The organism is Mammaliicoccus sp. H-M34 (assembly GCF_022386495.1).
Taxonomy (GTDB): Bacteria; Bacillota; Bacilli; order Staphylococcales; family Staphylococcaceae; genus Mammaliicoccus; species Mammaliicoccus fleurettii.
On record NZ_JAJNIK010000001.1, the window covers coordinates 77,127 to 92,871 of the forward strand.

Sequence of the window (15,745 nt, forward strand, 5' to 3'; positions counted from 1 at the left end):
AAGGTTTCATTAATATATAGAAGTGTTCTCAACAGTCATGCTTTGTATTCTTTCTTTTACATATTTCAAAAATTCACCAGCCATTAAACCATCTAATATTCTATGATCAATTGATAAAGATAAATTGACCATATCGCGTATCCCAAACATATCATTTACAACGACTGGTCTTTTTACTATTGATTCTACTTGTAAAATGGCTGCTTGAGGGTAATTAATAATTCCCATAGAAGAAACAGATCCAAATGAACCTGTATTATTCACAGTGAAAGTCCCACCTTGCATATCTTGAGAAGTGAGTTGATGTTTTCTACCTCTAGTAGCTAAATCATTTATTTCTTTTGCAATACCTTTAATAGATTTATCATCTGCATTTTTAATAACTGGAACGTATAATTTATCTTCACTTGCAACTGCTATAGAAACGTTAATATTTTTATGAATTTTAATTTCATCATTCGCCCAAGTACTATTAAGCATTGGATATTTTTTTAAACCTTCTGCTACAGCTTTAACAAAAAATGCGAAAAATGTTAAATTATAACCTTCATTTTGCTTGAAAGAAGTTTTATGATGCTGTCTTGTTTTAACAAGATCTGTAGCGTCTACTTCAACCATCATCCAAGCATGTGGAATTTCATTAACACTTTGAACCATTTTATTAGCTATTGCTCTTCTTACGCCATTTATAGGAACTGAATCTCCAGGTAGATTTGTACTTTCGTTTGGTTCGTTTTGGAAACTCGCATTGGATACTTCAGTCGTTTTTTCTTCAACATTTTGTTGAGTGTTTGATACATCAACCGTACCATTTTCAATCGCATTTAAAATATCTTTCTTCGTCACTCTACCTAGGTTGCCAGTACCTTTTACATTCTCTAAATTAATGTTGTTTTCACTTGCTAATTTAAATACAACAGGTGAATATTGACCATTATTTAATTTATTATCTGAATTATTTTTGTTAGCGACATTATCTTCTTGGTCATTTTCTGCTACTTGTAAGCTGTCATGAACTACTTCAGAAGAACTAACATTTTCATCTGTTGGAATATCGCCTTCTACTTCCATACGACAAATAACAGTCCCAACATCAACAGTTTCGCCTGCTTCGACAACGATTTCTTTAATTGTACCGCTATATGTTGAAGGTACTTCAGCAGTAACCTTATCTGTAATCACTTCACATAATGCATCATATTCTTCAATCGTATCTCCAGGTTTAACTAACCATTGTTCGATTGTACCTTCATGAACACTTTCTCCAAGTTTCGGCATCTTTACGTCCATAATTTAACCTCCTAAAATTCAGCTAATGTTCTCATTTTTTGTTCTATTTTCTCTGGATTCATCATAAAGAAGTCTTCCATTGGCGGTGAAAATGGCATAGCTGGTACGTCTGGACCTGCAAGTCTTGCTATTGGCGCATCTAAGTCAAACAAACAGTTTTCAGCTATTATAGCTGAAACTTCACTTATAACACTACCTTCTAAATTGTCTTCTGTAACAACCAATACTTTACCAGTCTTTTTCGCACAATTAATAATAGTTTCTTTATCTAATGGATATATTGAACGTAAATCCACAATTTCAGCATCGATACCTTCTGTTGATAATATTTCAGCTGCTTGAAGTGCATAGTTTACACATAAACCATACGTAAACACTGTAATATCAGATCCTTCTCGTTTAACATCCGCTTTATCTAATGGCACAGTATAGTATTCTTCAGGTACTTCTTCTTTTAATAATCGATAAGCTTTTTTATGTTCAAAATACAATACAGGATCGTTGTCTTCTATTGATGCAAGTAATAGGCCTTTAGCATCATATGGACTTGATGGAATAACAACTCTTAAACCTGGAGTTGAACAAAATATACTTTCAATACTTTGGGAATGATAAAGCGCACCGTGAATTCCTCCACCAAAAGGACTTCTTATCGTAAGCGGACAATCCCAATCATTATTTGATCTATATCTAATTTTTGCAGCTTCATTAATGATTTGATTAGTCGCTGGAACGATATACTCAGCAAATTGAATTTCTGCTACAGGTCTTTTTCCCATCATAGCCGCTCCAATTGAAGCACCCACAATATTAGATTCTGCTAGTGGTGAATCTAACACTCTGCCATTACCGTATTTATTATATAGATTTTTAGTAGCACCAAATACGCCACCTTTAAGGCCAACGTCTTCTCCAATTACAAATACATTATTGTCTTTTTCCATTGCTTGGTCCATTGCTTGATTAATTGCATCAAGATAAGATAACTTAGGCATTTTTTTCGCCTCCTTGATCATATACATGTGTTAAAGCTTCTTCAGGTAGTGGATAAGGTGCTTTTTCAGCATTTTTTGTAGCAGTATTTATTTCTTGTTTAATTTCTTCTTCAATTTGATTAAACCACGCATCATTAGCAACTTCATTTTCAACTAAATATTCTTTGAATTTAATCATACAGTCATTTTCTTTTTCAAGTTTCATTTCATCTGAAGGACGATAATTATCATCATCATCTGATGAGTGAGGCGTCAACCTACTACATAGAGCTTCAATCAAGGTTGGTCCTTCACCATTTATTGCACGTTCTCTTGCACGCTTAACAGCTTCATAAACAGCTATTGGATCATTACCATCAACTTGTTCTCCAAAAGCACCATAACCTGCTGCTCTTGACGACAGGTCATCTGTCGCATATTGTAAGTGACTTGGTACTGATATAGCATATTTATTATTTTCAATGATACAAATATAAGGTAATTTATGGACACCTGCAAAATTCATAGCTTCATGAAAATCACCTTGACTCGTACTACCTTCACCAAGAGTCGCAAGTGCTATACTTTTTTTGCCATCCATTTTTAATGACAAACTTGCTCCAACTGCATGCAGCACTTGTGTAGTAACGCATGATCCTTGTGTTAGGATATTTAAATCTTTTTTACTGAAATGAGAAGGCATTTGCTTACCACCACTTGACGTATCACCTTGTTTTGCAAATGCAGCTAACATAGATTCTTCAGCTGAAATACCACGCGCAGTTACTAGAGCTAAATCTCTATAGTAAGGTGCTAATACATCTTCATCTTTCAAAGCAAAATATGTACCAATTTGAGTTGCTTCTTGACCTTGGCAACTAATGACGAATGGCAATTTACCCGCACGGTTTAGTAACCACATTCTTTCGTCAATTTTTCTTCCTAATAACATCCATTTATAAATTTCTTTTAAGTCTTCATGCGTTAATCCGACAGTCTTATAATCTAACATCTAATCTCTCCTCTTTAGACGTGAATAGCACGATTCTCAGATTTTAGTCCTAATTCCATAAGCACTTCTCCTATAGATGGATGTGCATGTACAGTAGTTGCTAATTCTTCAGTTGAGCCATTCATAAATGTAAATAGAGCTGCTTCATTAATCAATTCTGTTACTTTAGCACCAATCATATGAATACCGAGCACTTTTTCATTTTCAATATCTTTAATTAAAATACATTCACCTAATCCATTGTTCTCAATTACAGATTTGCCAATAGCTTTAAATGGCACTTTAAATTTTTTAAATGAAATGTTTTCATTTTTAGCATCTTGTTCAGTCATGCCAATTGAAGCCACCTCTGGATTTGTATAAATACATCTAGGTATTGTTAAATAGTCTAACAAAATTGGATCTTGATCAAACATATGTTCAATCGCAATTGTCCCTTCTTTTGTTGCAACGTGGGCTAATTGGTAATTACCAATCACATCTCCAACAGCATAAATATGTTTATCATCAGTTTGATAAACATCATTCGTAATTATATAGCCTTTATCATCAGTTTTTATTTTAGTATTGTTTAAGCTAAGCTCTTCAGTGTTTGGTGTTCTACCAACAGCGACCAATACTTTATCAAAGGTTTCGTTACTATCTTGAATCTGAACTTCAACATGATTATCTTGGACAAGAATATTTTCTTCTGACAATGGCATTTTTTCATATATTTTAATACCATTCTTTTCAAATGAGCGTTTAATTGTCTTACTAATTTCTTGTTGCTCATTAGGAATGATAGAATCACCTGCTTCAATGACAGTAACTTCTACTCCTAAATCATTCAATAATGAAGCAAATTCAAGACCAATTACACCACCACCTATAATTAAAATATTATGAGGTAAACTTTCTAATTGCATCATATCGTCACTAGAAACGACAGTATGATGATTAAATTTTAAAAATGGTAATTCAACAGGTCGAGATCCAGTTGCTATAAGCACATTATTGTTCACAAGAAGTTCTGATTCTCCATTTTCAAACTCAACAGAAACTGTTCCAGCTTGAGGTGAAAACAGTGAAGGTCCTAGTATTGTGCCATTCCCTTCATAAATATCTATTTTATATTTCTTCATCAGGCTTTGAACACCACTGTACATAGTTGAAACTGTTTCATCTTTTTTCGCAACGATATCTGTCATTTCAAAATCTGCTGAAGCTGTTTTTATACCATATTCATTTGAATGGTTAATATATCTTAAAATTTCAGCTGTTTTTAAATACGATTTCGTCGGAATGCAACCTTTATGCAAACATGTCCCACCAATTTTGTATTTCTCTACTATTGCTACTTTTTTTCCAAGTTGAGAAGCACGTATTGCAGATACATAACCTGCAGTTCCTCCACCAAGAATTACTAAATCATATTCTTTAGACATAGTATTACTCCTTATTCATATGACTTGGTACTAATTTTACCGTAAAAGAGGTCCAAAACACCAACATTTAAGGCATGCATTTCTTTTTCACCTTCATATATAGTAACATTTTGTAGCCAAGATACATATTGTTTTACTTTATTTATTATATATTTTGAATAACTTAATCCACCTGTAATAATAATTTGATCCACTTGACCTTCAAGTACAACTGCACAAGAACCGATTGATTTCGAAATTTGATAACACATAGCATCTAATACTAATTTCGCTGCTTTATCGCCATTTTCCATTAATTGTTCAACTTTAAGACAATCATTAGTACCAAAGTATGATAATAAGCCAGAATTTTTACTCAGTTCATTATTTGCTTCTATAGAGTTGTATTCATGGTCAATCGCCCATTTTAATAGCGCATCATTTGGTATAGAACCTGCCCTTTCAGGACTAAGTGGTCCTTCACCTAACAAACCATCATTTACTTCAATAACTCTACCTTTTCTGTGAGCGCCTATACTTATACCACCACCAAGATGAGCTACGATGACATTTATATCTTCGTAATTTTTACCAATTCCATCTGCATATTGTTTAGCAACGGACTTCTGATTTAGTGCATGGAAAATACTTCTTCTTTCAATACCTTTTATTCCAGTTATCCTTGCTTCAGGAATTAATTCATCTACTACAACTGGATCTACAATATAAGAATCTATATTGAGTTCTTGAGATAGTTCATATCCTATAACACCACTTAAATTAGACGCATGAAACCCATATTTAAATGATTTTAAATCATGATACATTATGTTATTTATTAAATAAGTGCCACCTTCAATTGGCTTTAAAACACCGCCTCTACAAGCTATAGCATCTATAGCTTGTAGAGTTATTTGGTGTTGTTCTAATGATTTCTTGATACTTTCAAGTCTAAATGGGACTTGATCAATTAACGGAAGATTTGTTTGATCGACATTATGTCTTATAACATCTTCAAATAACATATCATAATCAGAAAATACTGCAACTTTAGATGATGTGCTTCCTAAATTAAGTACAAGAATTTTTTTCATTAGTTTTTACCTCTAGATATAATTGATCTTTCCGTTTTTAAGAAGTTACTTCTTACTTTCATCAACTGATCAATACGTTCTTCTGCTAAAATTTCTGCAGCGCGAGCTGTAGTAATGTTATCTCTTTTACTAATTTCAAATACTTTATCCATTTGATCATAGATTTTTTCAATATTTGAAATAGCACGTGTTTCATTATAGCCATCTAATTCATCTGCTACATTAATAACACCACCAGAGTTAGCTACGAAATCTGGTGCATATACAATACCTTTTTCTTCTAATTGAGCACCGTGTTTATCAATATCTTGTAATTGATTATTTGCACTACCACAAACAGCTTTAACTTTTAAACGATTAATTGTATCATCATTTAATACGCCACCAAGTGCACATGGTGCAAATATATCTGCATCTACGTCATAGATATCGTTAATACCTACACTTGTAGCATTAAAATCATTTACAACTCTATCTATAGCTTCTTGATTAATATCTGTAACAACTAATTTAGCACCAGCTTCATGTAAATAGCGACATAAATCATAAGCAACATGTCCTACACCTTGTACTGCAACAGTTTTTCCATCTAATTCATCTGTGCCAAACGCTTCTTTAGCAGCACGTTTCATTGAAACAAATACACCTAAAGATGTTTTTGGACTCGGATTACCACTTGATTGATGACTTTCAGATAGGCCAACTACATAATCAGTCTCTTCAAAAATGATATCCATATCATCTTCAGTTGTACCTACATCTTCAGCTGTTATGTATCTGCCATTTAAACTTTCTACATATCTACCTAAAGCTCTAAATAAAGCTTCTGATTTATCTTTTTTAGGATCTCCGATGATTACGGTCTTACCTCCACCAAGATTTAATCCTGCAGCAGCGTTTTTATATGTCATACCTCTTGAAAGGCGTAATGCGTCATTGATTGCTTCTTCTTCATTTTCATATGGCCACATTCTGCAACCACCAAGTGCTGGCCCTAATGTTGTATCATGTATTGCAATAATCGCTTTTAATCCTGAACTTTTATCGTGACAAAATACAATTTGTTCATAGTCATATTTCTCAATCGTTTCAAATAACATAATAATCCCCTTTTCATCCTTTAATATATTAACTCTAAATCTAATTTTACATCAAATGTTTTATTTATCAAATAAATTAACGAAAAATGATAGCGCTTTCAAGAAGTAAAAATTTTTAGAAAATTCAAAATAAATTGATATAAAAGCAATGTAAACACTTTCATTTAACACTTTAATGGAGTATAGTTATTTATTTATTATTATAATATACTAAATAAGCATTAAAGCACTACAAATCGAATGAAATTTATCTTGAGAAGAATCTGAACGGGACGTTAAAATTATTGGTATTTTTGCACCAATAATCACAGAAGCTACATCTGCTTTTGATAAATACACGAGCGATTTATATAAAATATTACCACTTTCAATTTGCGGCACTACAACACCGTCAACATTACCAGAAATTTCAGAATCTATATTTTTAATAATCGAAGCTCTTTTATTGATTGCAGCATCAAATGCCATTGGGCCTTCAATTTCTAAATTTGCCATTTTATTTCGAATTCCTGAAACAACTGCATCAGCATCTACCGAGGACTTCATTTTAGGATTCACTTTTTCAATTGCAGATAAAACTGCTATTTTTGGAGATTCAATACCTATTTTTTGTAGACATGTTATTAAATTCGTCGTAATATCTATTTTTTGTTCTACATTAGGTTCAATATTCATCGCAACATCTGATACAGTTAGCATTTTATGATATTCAGGAATATTAAATAATGCAATATGACTCATTCTATCTGTTGTTTTTAAATTATATTTATTATTTAACACTTCTTTTAACAAAGTAGAAGTATCTATTAAACCTTTCATTATTAAATCAGCTTGTCCTTCATCTACTGATTTAACGCACTCAGAAACAGTATGCGCTTCATCATCTGTTTGTATAATTTTAATTCTATTAAACTCATCATGGGTTAAATTGAATGATCTAATCAACTCATCTTGCGGCTGTTCATCAAATAATATAAAATTCGCTTGAGTGTATTTTATAGCTTTAACTATTGCTTTAATAACCCCTTCATCATTTGATTTACAGACTGCAATTGTTGCTGAAATATTTTGACCTTGATTTATCATATCTTTAAATTGCATTTAATCCCCTCCTTCTAATATCATAATCAAATTTTGATGATTATTCCATTTTTTCAATGTTTACTTTTAATCATTATCTCATATATAATATAAGTTATTAATCAATAGGAGTTTTAACTTATGCAAAAGTACATTGCATTACTCATTTTAGTAATACCAGGAATAATAGCAGGATTAGGTATTAAGTGGATGAGAGACGCAGTTTTTGGTGAACTTGTTCCACAATTACAATTTATTTGGTTGCAATTTTTCTTGGGATTCATATTTTTCGTATTCGGCGTTATTTTTATTGGTGGATATATTTTACATCGTGAAAAGAAAAATAAAAGAGCGCAAGAACACTTTATGAAAAAAAATAATACAAAAAAAACTGATAAATCATAATTTGATTTATCAGTTTTTTTCATTTTGTGTTTCTTTATACTTTTTGTAAAGATGCGTAATCAACTCACCATTTGTTGGTCTTATATAAGATTTTTCACTATTATACCAATACGTTTTTAATTCTTTTTCCCAAGCTAATTTAATTGCATGTCTGATTGAACGCTCTACATTATTAGCTTGAACGTCATAATAATCTGAAATAAGTGGGTATAATTCTTTAGTTAATTGCATTTTGTGTGTATGTTTAAGCATTATATGAACACCACATTTAATATATTTATAACCGTTCAAATTATATGAAAAACCTATCTTTTCAAGTAATAAATCTAAAGCGTCTATTTCAGAAATATTTGTTTCACTTGTATTTAATACGCGTTGTATTGTATTTAGTAAGACATCAAATTCAACTGGCTTAATTAGAAAATAATCTACACCTAATGAAACAGATTCTTTTAATACATCATCGCTTACAAATGCGCTCATACATATTACTTTATATTGTTTATTTGGGTTAATATATTTTTTAAGCAAAGTCATACCATCAATGTGTGGCAAGATTAAGTCTAGTAGAAGAACATCGAAAGCTTCTCCACTTAAAATATCAAGAGCTTCTTTACCATTGTATCCAATATTAACTATCTCAATATCATGATTTTTTAGATACTGAGCCATTTCACTTACATATGCTTTCGAGTCTTCTATAATTGCTACCTTAATTACCATGCTAACACCCTATCAAATCATTTTATTTTAAATTTTTATTTTGTAAAATCATTTCTTTAGCATGTTGTTTAGTTAATTCTGTAACTTCAACACCTGAAATCATTCTTGCTATTTCATCTATTTTATCTTCACCATTTAATTGTTTAATTGAAGTAGTTGTTCGATCGTTTACTGTTTCTTTAGTTATATATAAATGATTATCACATATTGCAGCCACTTGTGGTAAATGTGATATACAAATTACTTGTAAAGATTGCGAAATTTGATGCATCTTTTCTGCCATTTTTTGAGCTACTCTACCAGATACACCAGTATCAACTTCATCAAATAATATTGCAGTTTGTCCTTTTGATGATACAAATATACTTTTTAAAGCAAGCATAATCCTAGATAGTTCACCACCAGAAGCTATTTTATTTAAACTTTTTAGTGGTTCACCCTTGTTTGGACTAATTAAAAATTCAACTTCTTCTAATCCATAAGAGCTAGGTTTAGTTTTAGTGAAAGTTATCTCTATATTTGCATCTTGCATATGTAGATTTTGAACTTCTTCTACTAATCTATCTCTTAACTTCAAAGCAACTTGTCTTCTCTTTGTTGAAAGTACTTTACCATATTTCATTACATCATCATATAAATTATTTATTTCATCTCTTAATTGTGTTGTACTTTGTTCATAATTTTCAATTTTAAATATTTCATCATCAATTTTATCTCTATATTTTATTAATTCGGCTATACTCTTACCATATTTACGATTTAAATCTGTGAGTACATTTAAACGTGATTCATAGTCATTTAATAATGACTCATCAAAATCATTTGACGTTAATTCATTATATAATTCATGTTTGTAGTCTTCCAAAGTATAATACATTTGATCTAGTTCTTCACTAAACGATGTATATTTATCAGGAATAATATCATTAATATGTTGAATCTCTTGATTGAGTTCATATATTTTATCTGTAATGTTCTCTTCACTGCTCAGTAAGAAATGTGCTTTATTAAGACTTTCGTTAATCTTTTCATGATTTTGAAGCATTTTAATTTCTTTATTTAAAAAGTCAATTTCATCTTCTTTTAAGTCTGCATCTTGTAATTCATCACGTTGGAATTTTATTAAATCTAATCGTTGTAGTAATGCCTGATCTTGAGATTCTAATTTTTCTAATTCTTGCTTTTTCGAACGATAAGAATGAAAAGCTTTTTCAAATTGATCGATTTCTGATTGATAAGCCCCATCCGCAAAATCATCAAGCAGAGATAAGTGATACTTAGGCTTTAATAATACTTGCGTCTCATGTTGTCCATGTATATCCAATAATTCTTGCATGACGGTTTTTAAATCAGATAAAGTAACATTTTGATTATTTAATTTACAAATACTTTTACCAGATGAGAAGATTTCTCTTTTTACAAACAAAAAATCTTCATCGTAATCAATATCTAACTCATTTAAGATTTTATTTACGTTTGGTACATTATCAATATCAAATACGCCTTCTATAGTCGCCTTTTGCTCACCATGTCTTACAAAGCTTTGCGATGCTCTTGCACCTACTAATTGGCCGATTGCATCTATAATGATAGATTTACCAGCGCCTGTTTCACCACTTAATACAGTTAGTCCATCTGAAAAATTTATTTCTAAAGATTCAATTATAGCGAATTGTTTAATCGTAAGTGCTTGTAACATAGTATTTAAAATCTCCTTTAAAGCATATTAAAAATTCTATCAGTGATAACTTCAGCAGCATCTGTATCTTTACAGATGATAAGACAAGTATCATCTCCACAAATAGTACCAATAACTTCTGTCCAATCAATTTGATCAATGATTGCCCCAATTGATTGAGCATTGCCTGGTAATGTCTTTAATACTAATAAATTATCCGCACCATCAATTTTAACGAATGAATCCATTAAATATCTACCTAATTTATCAATCGGATGATATTTTCTATCTCTAGGTAAACTATAAATGTATTGACCTGAAGGAGCTGGAACTTTTATTAGTTGTAATTCTTTTATATCACGAGAAATAGTAGCTTGTGTAATATTCAATTCGTATTCATTTAATCGCTTTACGAGCTCTTCTTGAGTTTCTATTTGTTCGTTAGAAATTATTTCTCTTATCTTAATTTGACGCATTGTTTTGTTCGCCATTTCATACACCTCTGTTAATGAATATTTATACACTTATAATAGCATAAAATTAACAAAAATAGTAATGTAAGCGCTATTAATATATTAAAAGACGCTTTAGAACTACTAAAGCGTCACTTTCAATATAATTATTCATATATTTATAAATATTATTTTATTAAAGATTTTGCAAGTGATTTAATTTTTGCTTTAGAGATACCTATATCTTCTAATAATAAATCTACATCACCATGTTCAATATATTCATTATCAATACCAATTCTACGTAATACATTCTTATAATCATGATCTTTTAAGAAAGTTGCTATTTGGCTTCCTAATCCACCAGTTAACATTGATTCTTCTATCGTGATAATAGGCATAGACTCTTCACCTAATTCATGTAGCATTTCAAAGTCCATAGGCTTAATAAATCGTGCATTAATGACATTAACATTAATACCTTCTTTTAATAATTCATCTGCAATATCAGAAATGAAATTAACAGTTGGACCATAACTAATTAAAGATAAATTACTTCCTTTTCGTTCATACGTCCATGTGCCAATGTCTAAAATTTCATGTTCTTTAGTATCCCTTAGCATAGGAGCATTTCCACGGGGATATCTTATAGCCATAGGACCATGATCTGTTTTAAATGCTGTATTTACCATATCCATTGCTTCATTACCGTCTTTAGGCATCATAATAGTAAAATTCGGAAATTGACTTAAAAATCCAACATCGAACACACCTTGATGTGTTTCACCATCCGCACCTACAAGACCTGCTCTATCAACACCAAATAATACGTTTAAATTCTGTCTATCTACATCATGTAATAATTGATCATACGCTCGTTGCATAAATGTTGAATAAATCGCTACATACGGTTTCATACCTTGAGTTGCTAATCCAGCTGCCATCGTAACGGCGTGTTGCTCGGCAATACCAACATCAAAAAATTGATCTGGTAATTCTTGCTGGAACTTAGTTAGTTTTGAACCTACTGGCATTGCAGGTGTAATAGCAACAACACGTTTGTCTTGTTTAGCGTACTCTAGAACTTGATTACTCATTAATGCACTCCAAGCTGGTCCTTCTGCATTACCTTTAATAACCTCACCAGTTTCAAGTTTATAGGGTCCAAGACCATGCCAAGTACCAATAGTATCTACTTCAGCAGGTTTATAGCCTTTACCTTTTTTAGTTACAACGTGTATTAACACAGGTTTATTTATTTGTTTAGATGTATTGATAGCTTCATCTAATTCTTTGAAATTATGACCATTGACTGGTCCGATATATTTAATGCCTAATTCTTCAAAAAATATACCATCTACAACTAAATACTTTAAACTATCCTTTATTTTGTCTGCTGAAACTCTTAAACGATCTCCACCAGGAAGTCTATTCATAAAACTTTCAGCATCAAACTTAAATCTATTGTAGTTGTGATTTGTTCTAATTCTTCCAAACATATTATGCATAGCACCTACATTAGGCGCTATACTCATTTCATTATCGTTTAATATAATCGTTAAATTAGTTTTGTCATGTCCTATATGGTTCAGTGCTTCAAGTGCCATCCCACCTGTCAAAGCACCATCACCAATAACAGGTACAACATGATTTGTGTTTCCTAAAATATCACGTGCTTTTGCCATCCCCATAGCAGCTGATAATGAAGTAGAGCTATGCCCAGCTTCCCATACATCATGCCGAGACTCTTTCGTTTTAGGAAATCCACATAAACCTTTATATTGTCTTAAAGAATTGAATTCATGACCTCTACCAGTTAAAATTTTATGAATATAAGATTGGTGTCCAACATCCCATATAATTTTATCTATAGGACTATTAAAATGTTTATGCAAACTAAGCGTTAATTCAACCACACCTAAGTTAGCTCCAATATGTCCACCAGTTATTGAACATGTTTCTATTAAAAATTTTCTAATTTCACTGCTTAACTGTTCAAGTTCTTGATTAGATAAATCTTTGATAAAGGATGGATTTTTTATGCTAGATACATCCATTGTTTAACCACCTTCAGCACTATTTCTTACGAAACGATCTAACGCTTTAGTTTACTGTTTTTAATTTTCTCTATTTGCAAATAATTGAGTAAGTGATTTCAGTTCATCAATATTATATTTATCTTCTAATTGTTCAAGTAAATACAATGCTTGATTTACGTGTTGTTCTAAAGCAACTTTAGTATTTGTCTTACCTAAGAGTGAAACATAAGTACTTTTATTATTATTTTCATCGCTTCCAACTGATTTACCGATTTTATCAAAGTCACCTTCAATATCTAATAAATCATCTTTAATTTGAAAGATCAAACCTAACTCTTGGCTAAAAGAATCTAGTAGTAAAAATGTTTTGCTATTAACTTTTGCTATTGTACAAGCAGCAACTACAGAGAAACGTATAAGTGCACCAGTTTTATACCTATGGATTTTACGTAGAGTGTCTAGTGATATTTCTTTATCTTCACTGTCCATATCTAATACTTGACCACCAACCATTCCTTGATGACCAGCTGATTCTGAAAGCAATCTAATAATTTTAACTTTTTCTTCTGAGCCTAAATATGTATCTTTAGTAATAAGTTCGAATGCTTTAGTTAATAATGCATCTCCAGCAAGTATTGCAGTAGCATCCCCATAAACTTTATGATTTGTCTTCATACCGCGTCTAAAATCATCATTATCCATAGCAGGTAAATCATCATGTATTAGAGAATAAGTATGTATCATTTCTAGTGCTTTCGCAGTTTCCATACCTTTTTTGATATCAATTTTAAGCATTGATAATGTCATTAAAAGTAAAACAGGTCTTATACGTTTACCACCAGCTGATAATGAATATCTCATGCTTTCTTCTAGCTTAGTTTCAACTACTGGATCAAGCTTTGTAGATTTTATAGCTTCATTAAATTTGTCTACATAATTATTCATGATCTGACTCATCTGAATCACCTTCTTTTTGAACAAGTTTATTTACTTTTTCTTCTGCTTCTTTAAGTTTCAATTCACATTTACTACTTAATTCGATTCCACGTTGATAAAGTTCAATAGATTCTTCTAATGAAATATTTTCTTCATCTAGTTTACCTACGACTTTCTCTAATTCAACCATCATTTCTTCAAAAGTTTGTTCTTTAGCCACATTGTCACCTAATTTCTTTTACATTAGCTTCTATTTTACCATCTTTTAAATTGATAGTAATGTCATCTTCTACATTTAAATCATCTTTACTTGTAATGATTTTATCATTTTTTTCAATTATTGAATAACCTCTAAGCATAATTTGCGTTGGACTCAGTGCATCTAATTGGGCCAACTTGCTTTTAAGTATTTGCTTTTTTTGTGTAATAATCCTGTTGATAAGCTGATTTTGCATAATATTTAATCTGTCATAATCTTGTCTATATTGTGTTGTTTTATTATAGATTGGAGCTATTCTCAATTTATTTTGCAATATATCTATTTTATGTTTATTTTGTAAAATAGTTTGCTCTAAATTTCTGGTTAATTGTTTTTGATAATCGTCTAATTTCTGTGTTTCTTGATCATATAATAATGAAGGTGTCTTCAATTTATAATATGATGAGAGCTGCTTTAATTTTTGTTTATCTTGTTGAATACTTTGAGTAACATGTTTTGTTAAATATTGACGAGCATTAGCAATTAGTTGATATAGTGCATTAATATCTGGTGTCGCTATCACAGCTGCTTGTGTTGGTGTAGCTGCTCTCACATCACTTACAAAATCACTTAAAGTGGTATCCGTTTCATGACCTACAGCAGAAATAATAGGTGTGGAACAGTTATAAATTGCTTCTACAACTTCCCTTTCATTAAAACTCCACAAATCTTCAATAGATCCACCACCACGACCAACGATAATAACATCAACGTCCATTGCGTCAGCTTGTTGTATATTGTTAATGATATTATCCTTAGCTTCTTTACCTTGTACTAGTGTGCTAATTAATACTTGCTCAGCAAGTGGATAGCGTTTGTCTAAGGTAGAACAAATATCTCTAATTGCTGCCCCAGTAGACGCAGTTAATACAGCTATTTTTCTAGGATACTTAGGAATATTTAGTTTATGTTCGCTATTAAAATATCCTTTTTCCATTAATTCTTTTTTTAGAGCTTCAAATTTCTCATATAAAAGACCAACACCATCTAATTGCATCGATTGAACATATATTTGATACGATCCTCTAGATTCATATATACCAATACGTCCTTCAATTAACACTTGGTCGCCTTCTTTAGGTTCAAATGACAGTTGATTAGCATTTGACTTAAACATCATCGCACTTAATACACCTTTATCGTCTTTTAAAGCAAAATAAAGGTGTCCACTTGAATGTCTTTTGAAATTTGATATTTCACCCTTTATAAATACATTTTGTAAATGAGGATCTTGATCAAATTTATATTTGATATATTTTGTTATAGCTGTAACTGATAAATATTTATCCATTTATAT

General features: G+C 31.1%; 15 protein-coding genes. 1 reads left to right on the forward strand and 14 read right to left on the reverse strand.

Translation table 11 applies throughout. The features are described 5' to 3' along the window. Positions 1-9: 9 nt before the first annotated feature. The 7 genes from LQ608_RS00375 to LQ608_RS00405 all read right to left on the reverse strand — a co-directional run bounded on the left by LQ608_RS00375 (position 10) and on the right by LQ608_RS00405 (position 7,977). Complete coding sequence (locus tag LQ608_RS00375) at positions 10-1,290, reverse strand: dihydrolipoamide acetyltransferase family protein (RefSeq protein ID WP_239749156.1); 1,281 nt, start codon at positions 1,288-1,290, stop codon at positions 10-12. Positions 1,291-1,301: 11 nt separating this feature from the next. Beyond that, on the reverse strand, positions 1,302-2,285 hold the full coding sequence (locus tag LQ608_RS00380) for an alpha-ketoacid dehydrogenase subunit beta (RefSeq protein ID WP_078356590.1): 984 nt from the start codon (positions 2,283-2,285) through the stop codon (positions 1,302-1,304). Further along, positions 2,278-3,276: a thiamine pyrophosphate-dependent dehydrogenase E1 component subunit alpha gene (locus LQ608_RS00385; RefSeq protein WP_078356589.1), complete on the reverse strand. Its 999-nt coding sequence runs from the start codon at positions 3,274-3,276 to the stop codon at positions 2,278-2,280. The genes LQ608_RS00380 and LQ608_RS00385 overlap by 8 nt, the downstream gene beginning before the upstream one ends. Positions 3,277-3,290: 14 nt before the next feature. After that, positions 3,291-4,703 carry a dihydrolipoyl dehydrogenase gene (gene lpdA, locus LQ608_RS00390; protein WP_239749157.1) on the reverse strand — a complete coding sequence of 471 codons (1,413 nt, stop codon included), beginning with the start codon at positions 4,701-4,703 and terminating at the stop codon, positions 3,291-3,293. A gap of 11 nt (positions 4,704-4,714) precedes the next feature. Then, a complete protein-coding gene (gene buk / locus LQ608_RS00395) occupies positions 4,715-5,776 on the reverse strand; it encodes a butyrate kinase (RefSeq protein WP_239749158.1) in 1,062 nt (353 codons plus the stop codon). Then, a complete protein-coding gene (locus LQ608_RS00400; protein WP_275582977.1) occupies positions 5,776-6,876 on the reverse strand; it encodes a Glu/Leu/Phe/Val dehydrogenase dimerization domain-containing protein in 1,101 nt (366 codons plus the stop codon). The genes buk and LQ608_RS00400 overlap by 1 nt, the downstream gene beginning before the upstream one ends. Before the next feature lie 210 nt (positions 6,877-7,086). Continuing rightward, positions 7,087-7,977, reverse strand: coding sequence for a phosphate acyltransferase (locus tag LQ608_RS00405; RefSeq protein ID WP_239749159.1), 891 nt, complete (start codon positions 7,975-7,977; stop codon positions 7,087-7,089). A gap of 120 nt (positions 7,978-8,097) precedes the next feature. Between LQ608_RS00405 and LQ608_RS00410 the strand changes: the two genes are divergently transcribed. After that, positions 8,098-8,361, forward strand: coding sequence for a DUF2627 family protein (locus tag LQ608_RS00410; protein WP_078356584.1), 264 nt, complete (start codon positions 8,098-8,100; stop codon positions 8,359-8,361). A gap of 9 nt (positions 8,362-8,370) precedes the next feature. On the opposite strand, the gene LQ608_RS00415 is transcribed toward LQ608_RS00410, so the two are convergent. The 7 genes from LQ608_RS00415 to xseA all read right to left on the reverse strand — a co-directional run bounded on the left by LQ608_RS00415 (position 8,371) and on the right by xseA (position 15,739). Further along, complete coding sequence (locus tag LQ608_RS00415) at positions 8,371-9,084, reverse strand: response regulator (RefSeq protein ID WP_239749160.1); 714 nt, start codon at positions 9,082-9,084, stop codon at positions 8,371-8,373. Between the two features lie 22 nt (positions 9,085-9,106). Beyond that, positions 9,107-10,783 carry a DNA repair protein RecN gene (gene recN, locus LQ608_RS00420; protein WP_239749161.1) on the reverse strand — a complete coding sequence of 559 codons (1,677 nt, stop codon included), beginning with the start codon at positions 10,781-10,783 and terminating at the stop codon, positions 9,107-9,109. 17 nt (positions 10,784-10,800) lie between these two features. Further along, the gene (ahrC, locus tag LQ608_RS00425) at positions 10,801-11,253 is read right to left on the reverse strand and encodes a transcriptional regulator AhrC/ArgR (RefSeq protein WP_078356581.1); all 453 of its coding nucleotides are present in this window, start codon (positions 11,251-11,253) and stop codon (positions 10,801-10,803) included. Positions 11,254-11,402: 149 nt separating this feature from the next. Next, complete coding sequence (dxs, locus tag LQ608_RS00430) at positions 11,403-13,271, reverse strand: 1-deoxy-D-xylulose-5-phosphate synthase (protein WP_239749162.1); 1,869 nt, start codon at positions 13,269-13,271, stop codon at positions 11,403-11,405. Positions 13,272-13,331: 60 nt separating this feature from the next. Then, complete coding sequence (locus tag LQ608_RS00435) at positions 13,332-14,210, reverse strand: polyprenyl synthetase family protein (RefSeq protein WP_088368988.1); 879 nt, start codon at positions 14,208-14,210, stop codon at positions 13,332-13,334. Then, entirely contained in the window at positions 14,191-14,382 is a 192-nt protein-coding gene (gene xseB, locus LQ608_RS00440) for an exodeoxyribonuclease VII small subunit (RefSeq protein WP_237687672.1), read from the reverse strand. The genes LQ608_RS00435 and xseB overlap by 20 nt, the downstream gene beginning before the upstream one ends. 31 nt (positions 14,383-14,413) lie before the next feature. Then, the gene (gene xseA, locus LQ608_RS00445) at positions 14,414-15,739 is read right to left on the reverse strand and encodes an exodeoxyribonuclease VII large subunit (protein WP_239749163.1); all 1,326 of its coding nucleotides are present in this window, start codon (positions 15,737-15,739) and stop codon (positions 14,414-14,416) included. Positions 15,740-15,745: the final 6 nt, after the last annotated feature.

Coding starts and splice junctions, on each gene's coding strand:
- LQ608_RS00375 (WP_239749156.1), bottom strand. CDS start 1,290: ATGGACGTAAAGATGCCGAAACTTGGAGAAAGTGTTCATGAAGGTACA.
- LQ608_RS00380 (WP_078356590.1), bottom strand. CDS start 2,285: ATGCCTAAGTTATCTTATCTTGATGCAATTAATCAAGCAATGGACCAA.
- LQ608_RS00385 (WP_078356589.1), bottom strand. CDS start 3,276: ATGTTAGATTATAAGACTGTCGGATTAACGCATGAAGACTTAAAAGAA.
- lpdA (WP_239749157.1), bottom strand. CDS start 4,703: ATGTCTAAAGAATATGATTTAGTAATTCTTGGTGGAGGAACTGCAGGT.
- buk (WP_239749158.1), bottom strand. CDS start 5,776: ATGAAAAAAATTCTTGTACTTAATTTAGGAAGCACATCATCTAAAGTT.
- LQ608_RS00400 (WP_275582977.1), bottom strand. CDS start 6,876: ATGTTATTTGAAACGATTGAGAAATATGACTATGAACAAATTGTATTT.
- LQ608_RS00405 (WP_239749159.1), bottom strand. CDS start 7,977: ATGCAATTTAAAGATATGATAAATCAAGGTCAAAATATTTCAGCAACA.
- LQ608_RS00410 (WP_078356584.1), top strand. CDS start 8,098: ATGCAAAAGTACATTGCATTACTCATTTTAGTAATACCAGGAATAATA.
- LQ608_RS00415 (WP_239749160.1), bottom strand. CDS start 9,084: ATGGTAATTAAGGTAGCAATTATAGAAGACTCGAAAGCATATGTAAGT.
- recN (WP_239749161.1), bottom strand. CDS start 10,783: ATGTTACAAGCACTTACGATTAAACAATTCGCTATAATTGAATCTTTA.
- ahrC (WP_078356581.1), bottom strand. CDS start 11,253: ATGGCGAACAAAACAATGCGTCAAATTAAGATAAGAGAAATAATTTCT.
- dxs (WP_239749162.1), bottom strand. CDS start 13,271: ATGGATGTATCTAGCATAAAAAATCCATCCTTTATCAAAGATTTATCT.
- LQ608_RS00435 (WP_088368988.1), bottom strand. CDS start 14,210: ATGAGTCAGATCATGAATAATTATGTAGACAAATTTAATGAAGCTATA.
- xseB (WP_237687672.1), bottom strand. CDS start 14,382: ATGATGGTTGAATTAGAGAAAGTCGTAGGTAAACTAGATGAAGAAAAT.
- xseA (WP_239749163.1), bottom strand. CDS start 15,739: ATGGATAAATATTTATCAGTTACAGCTATAACAAAATATATCAAATAT.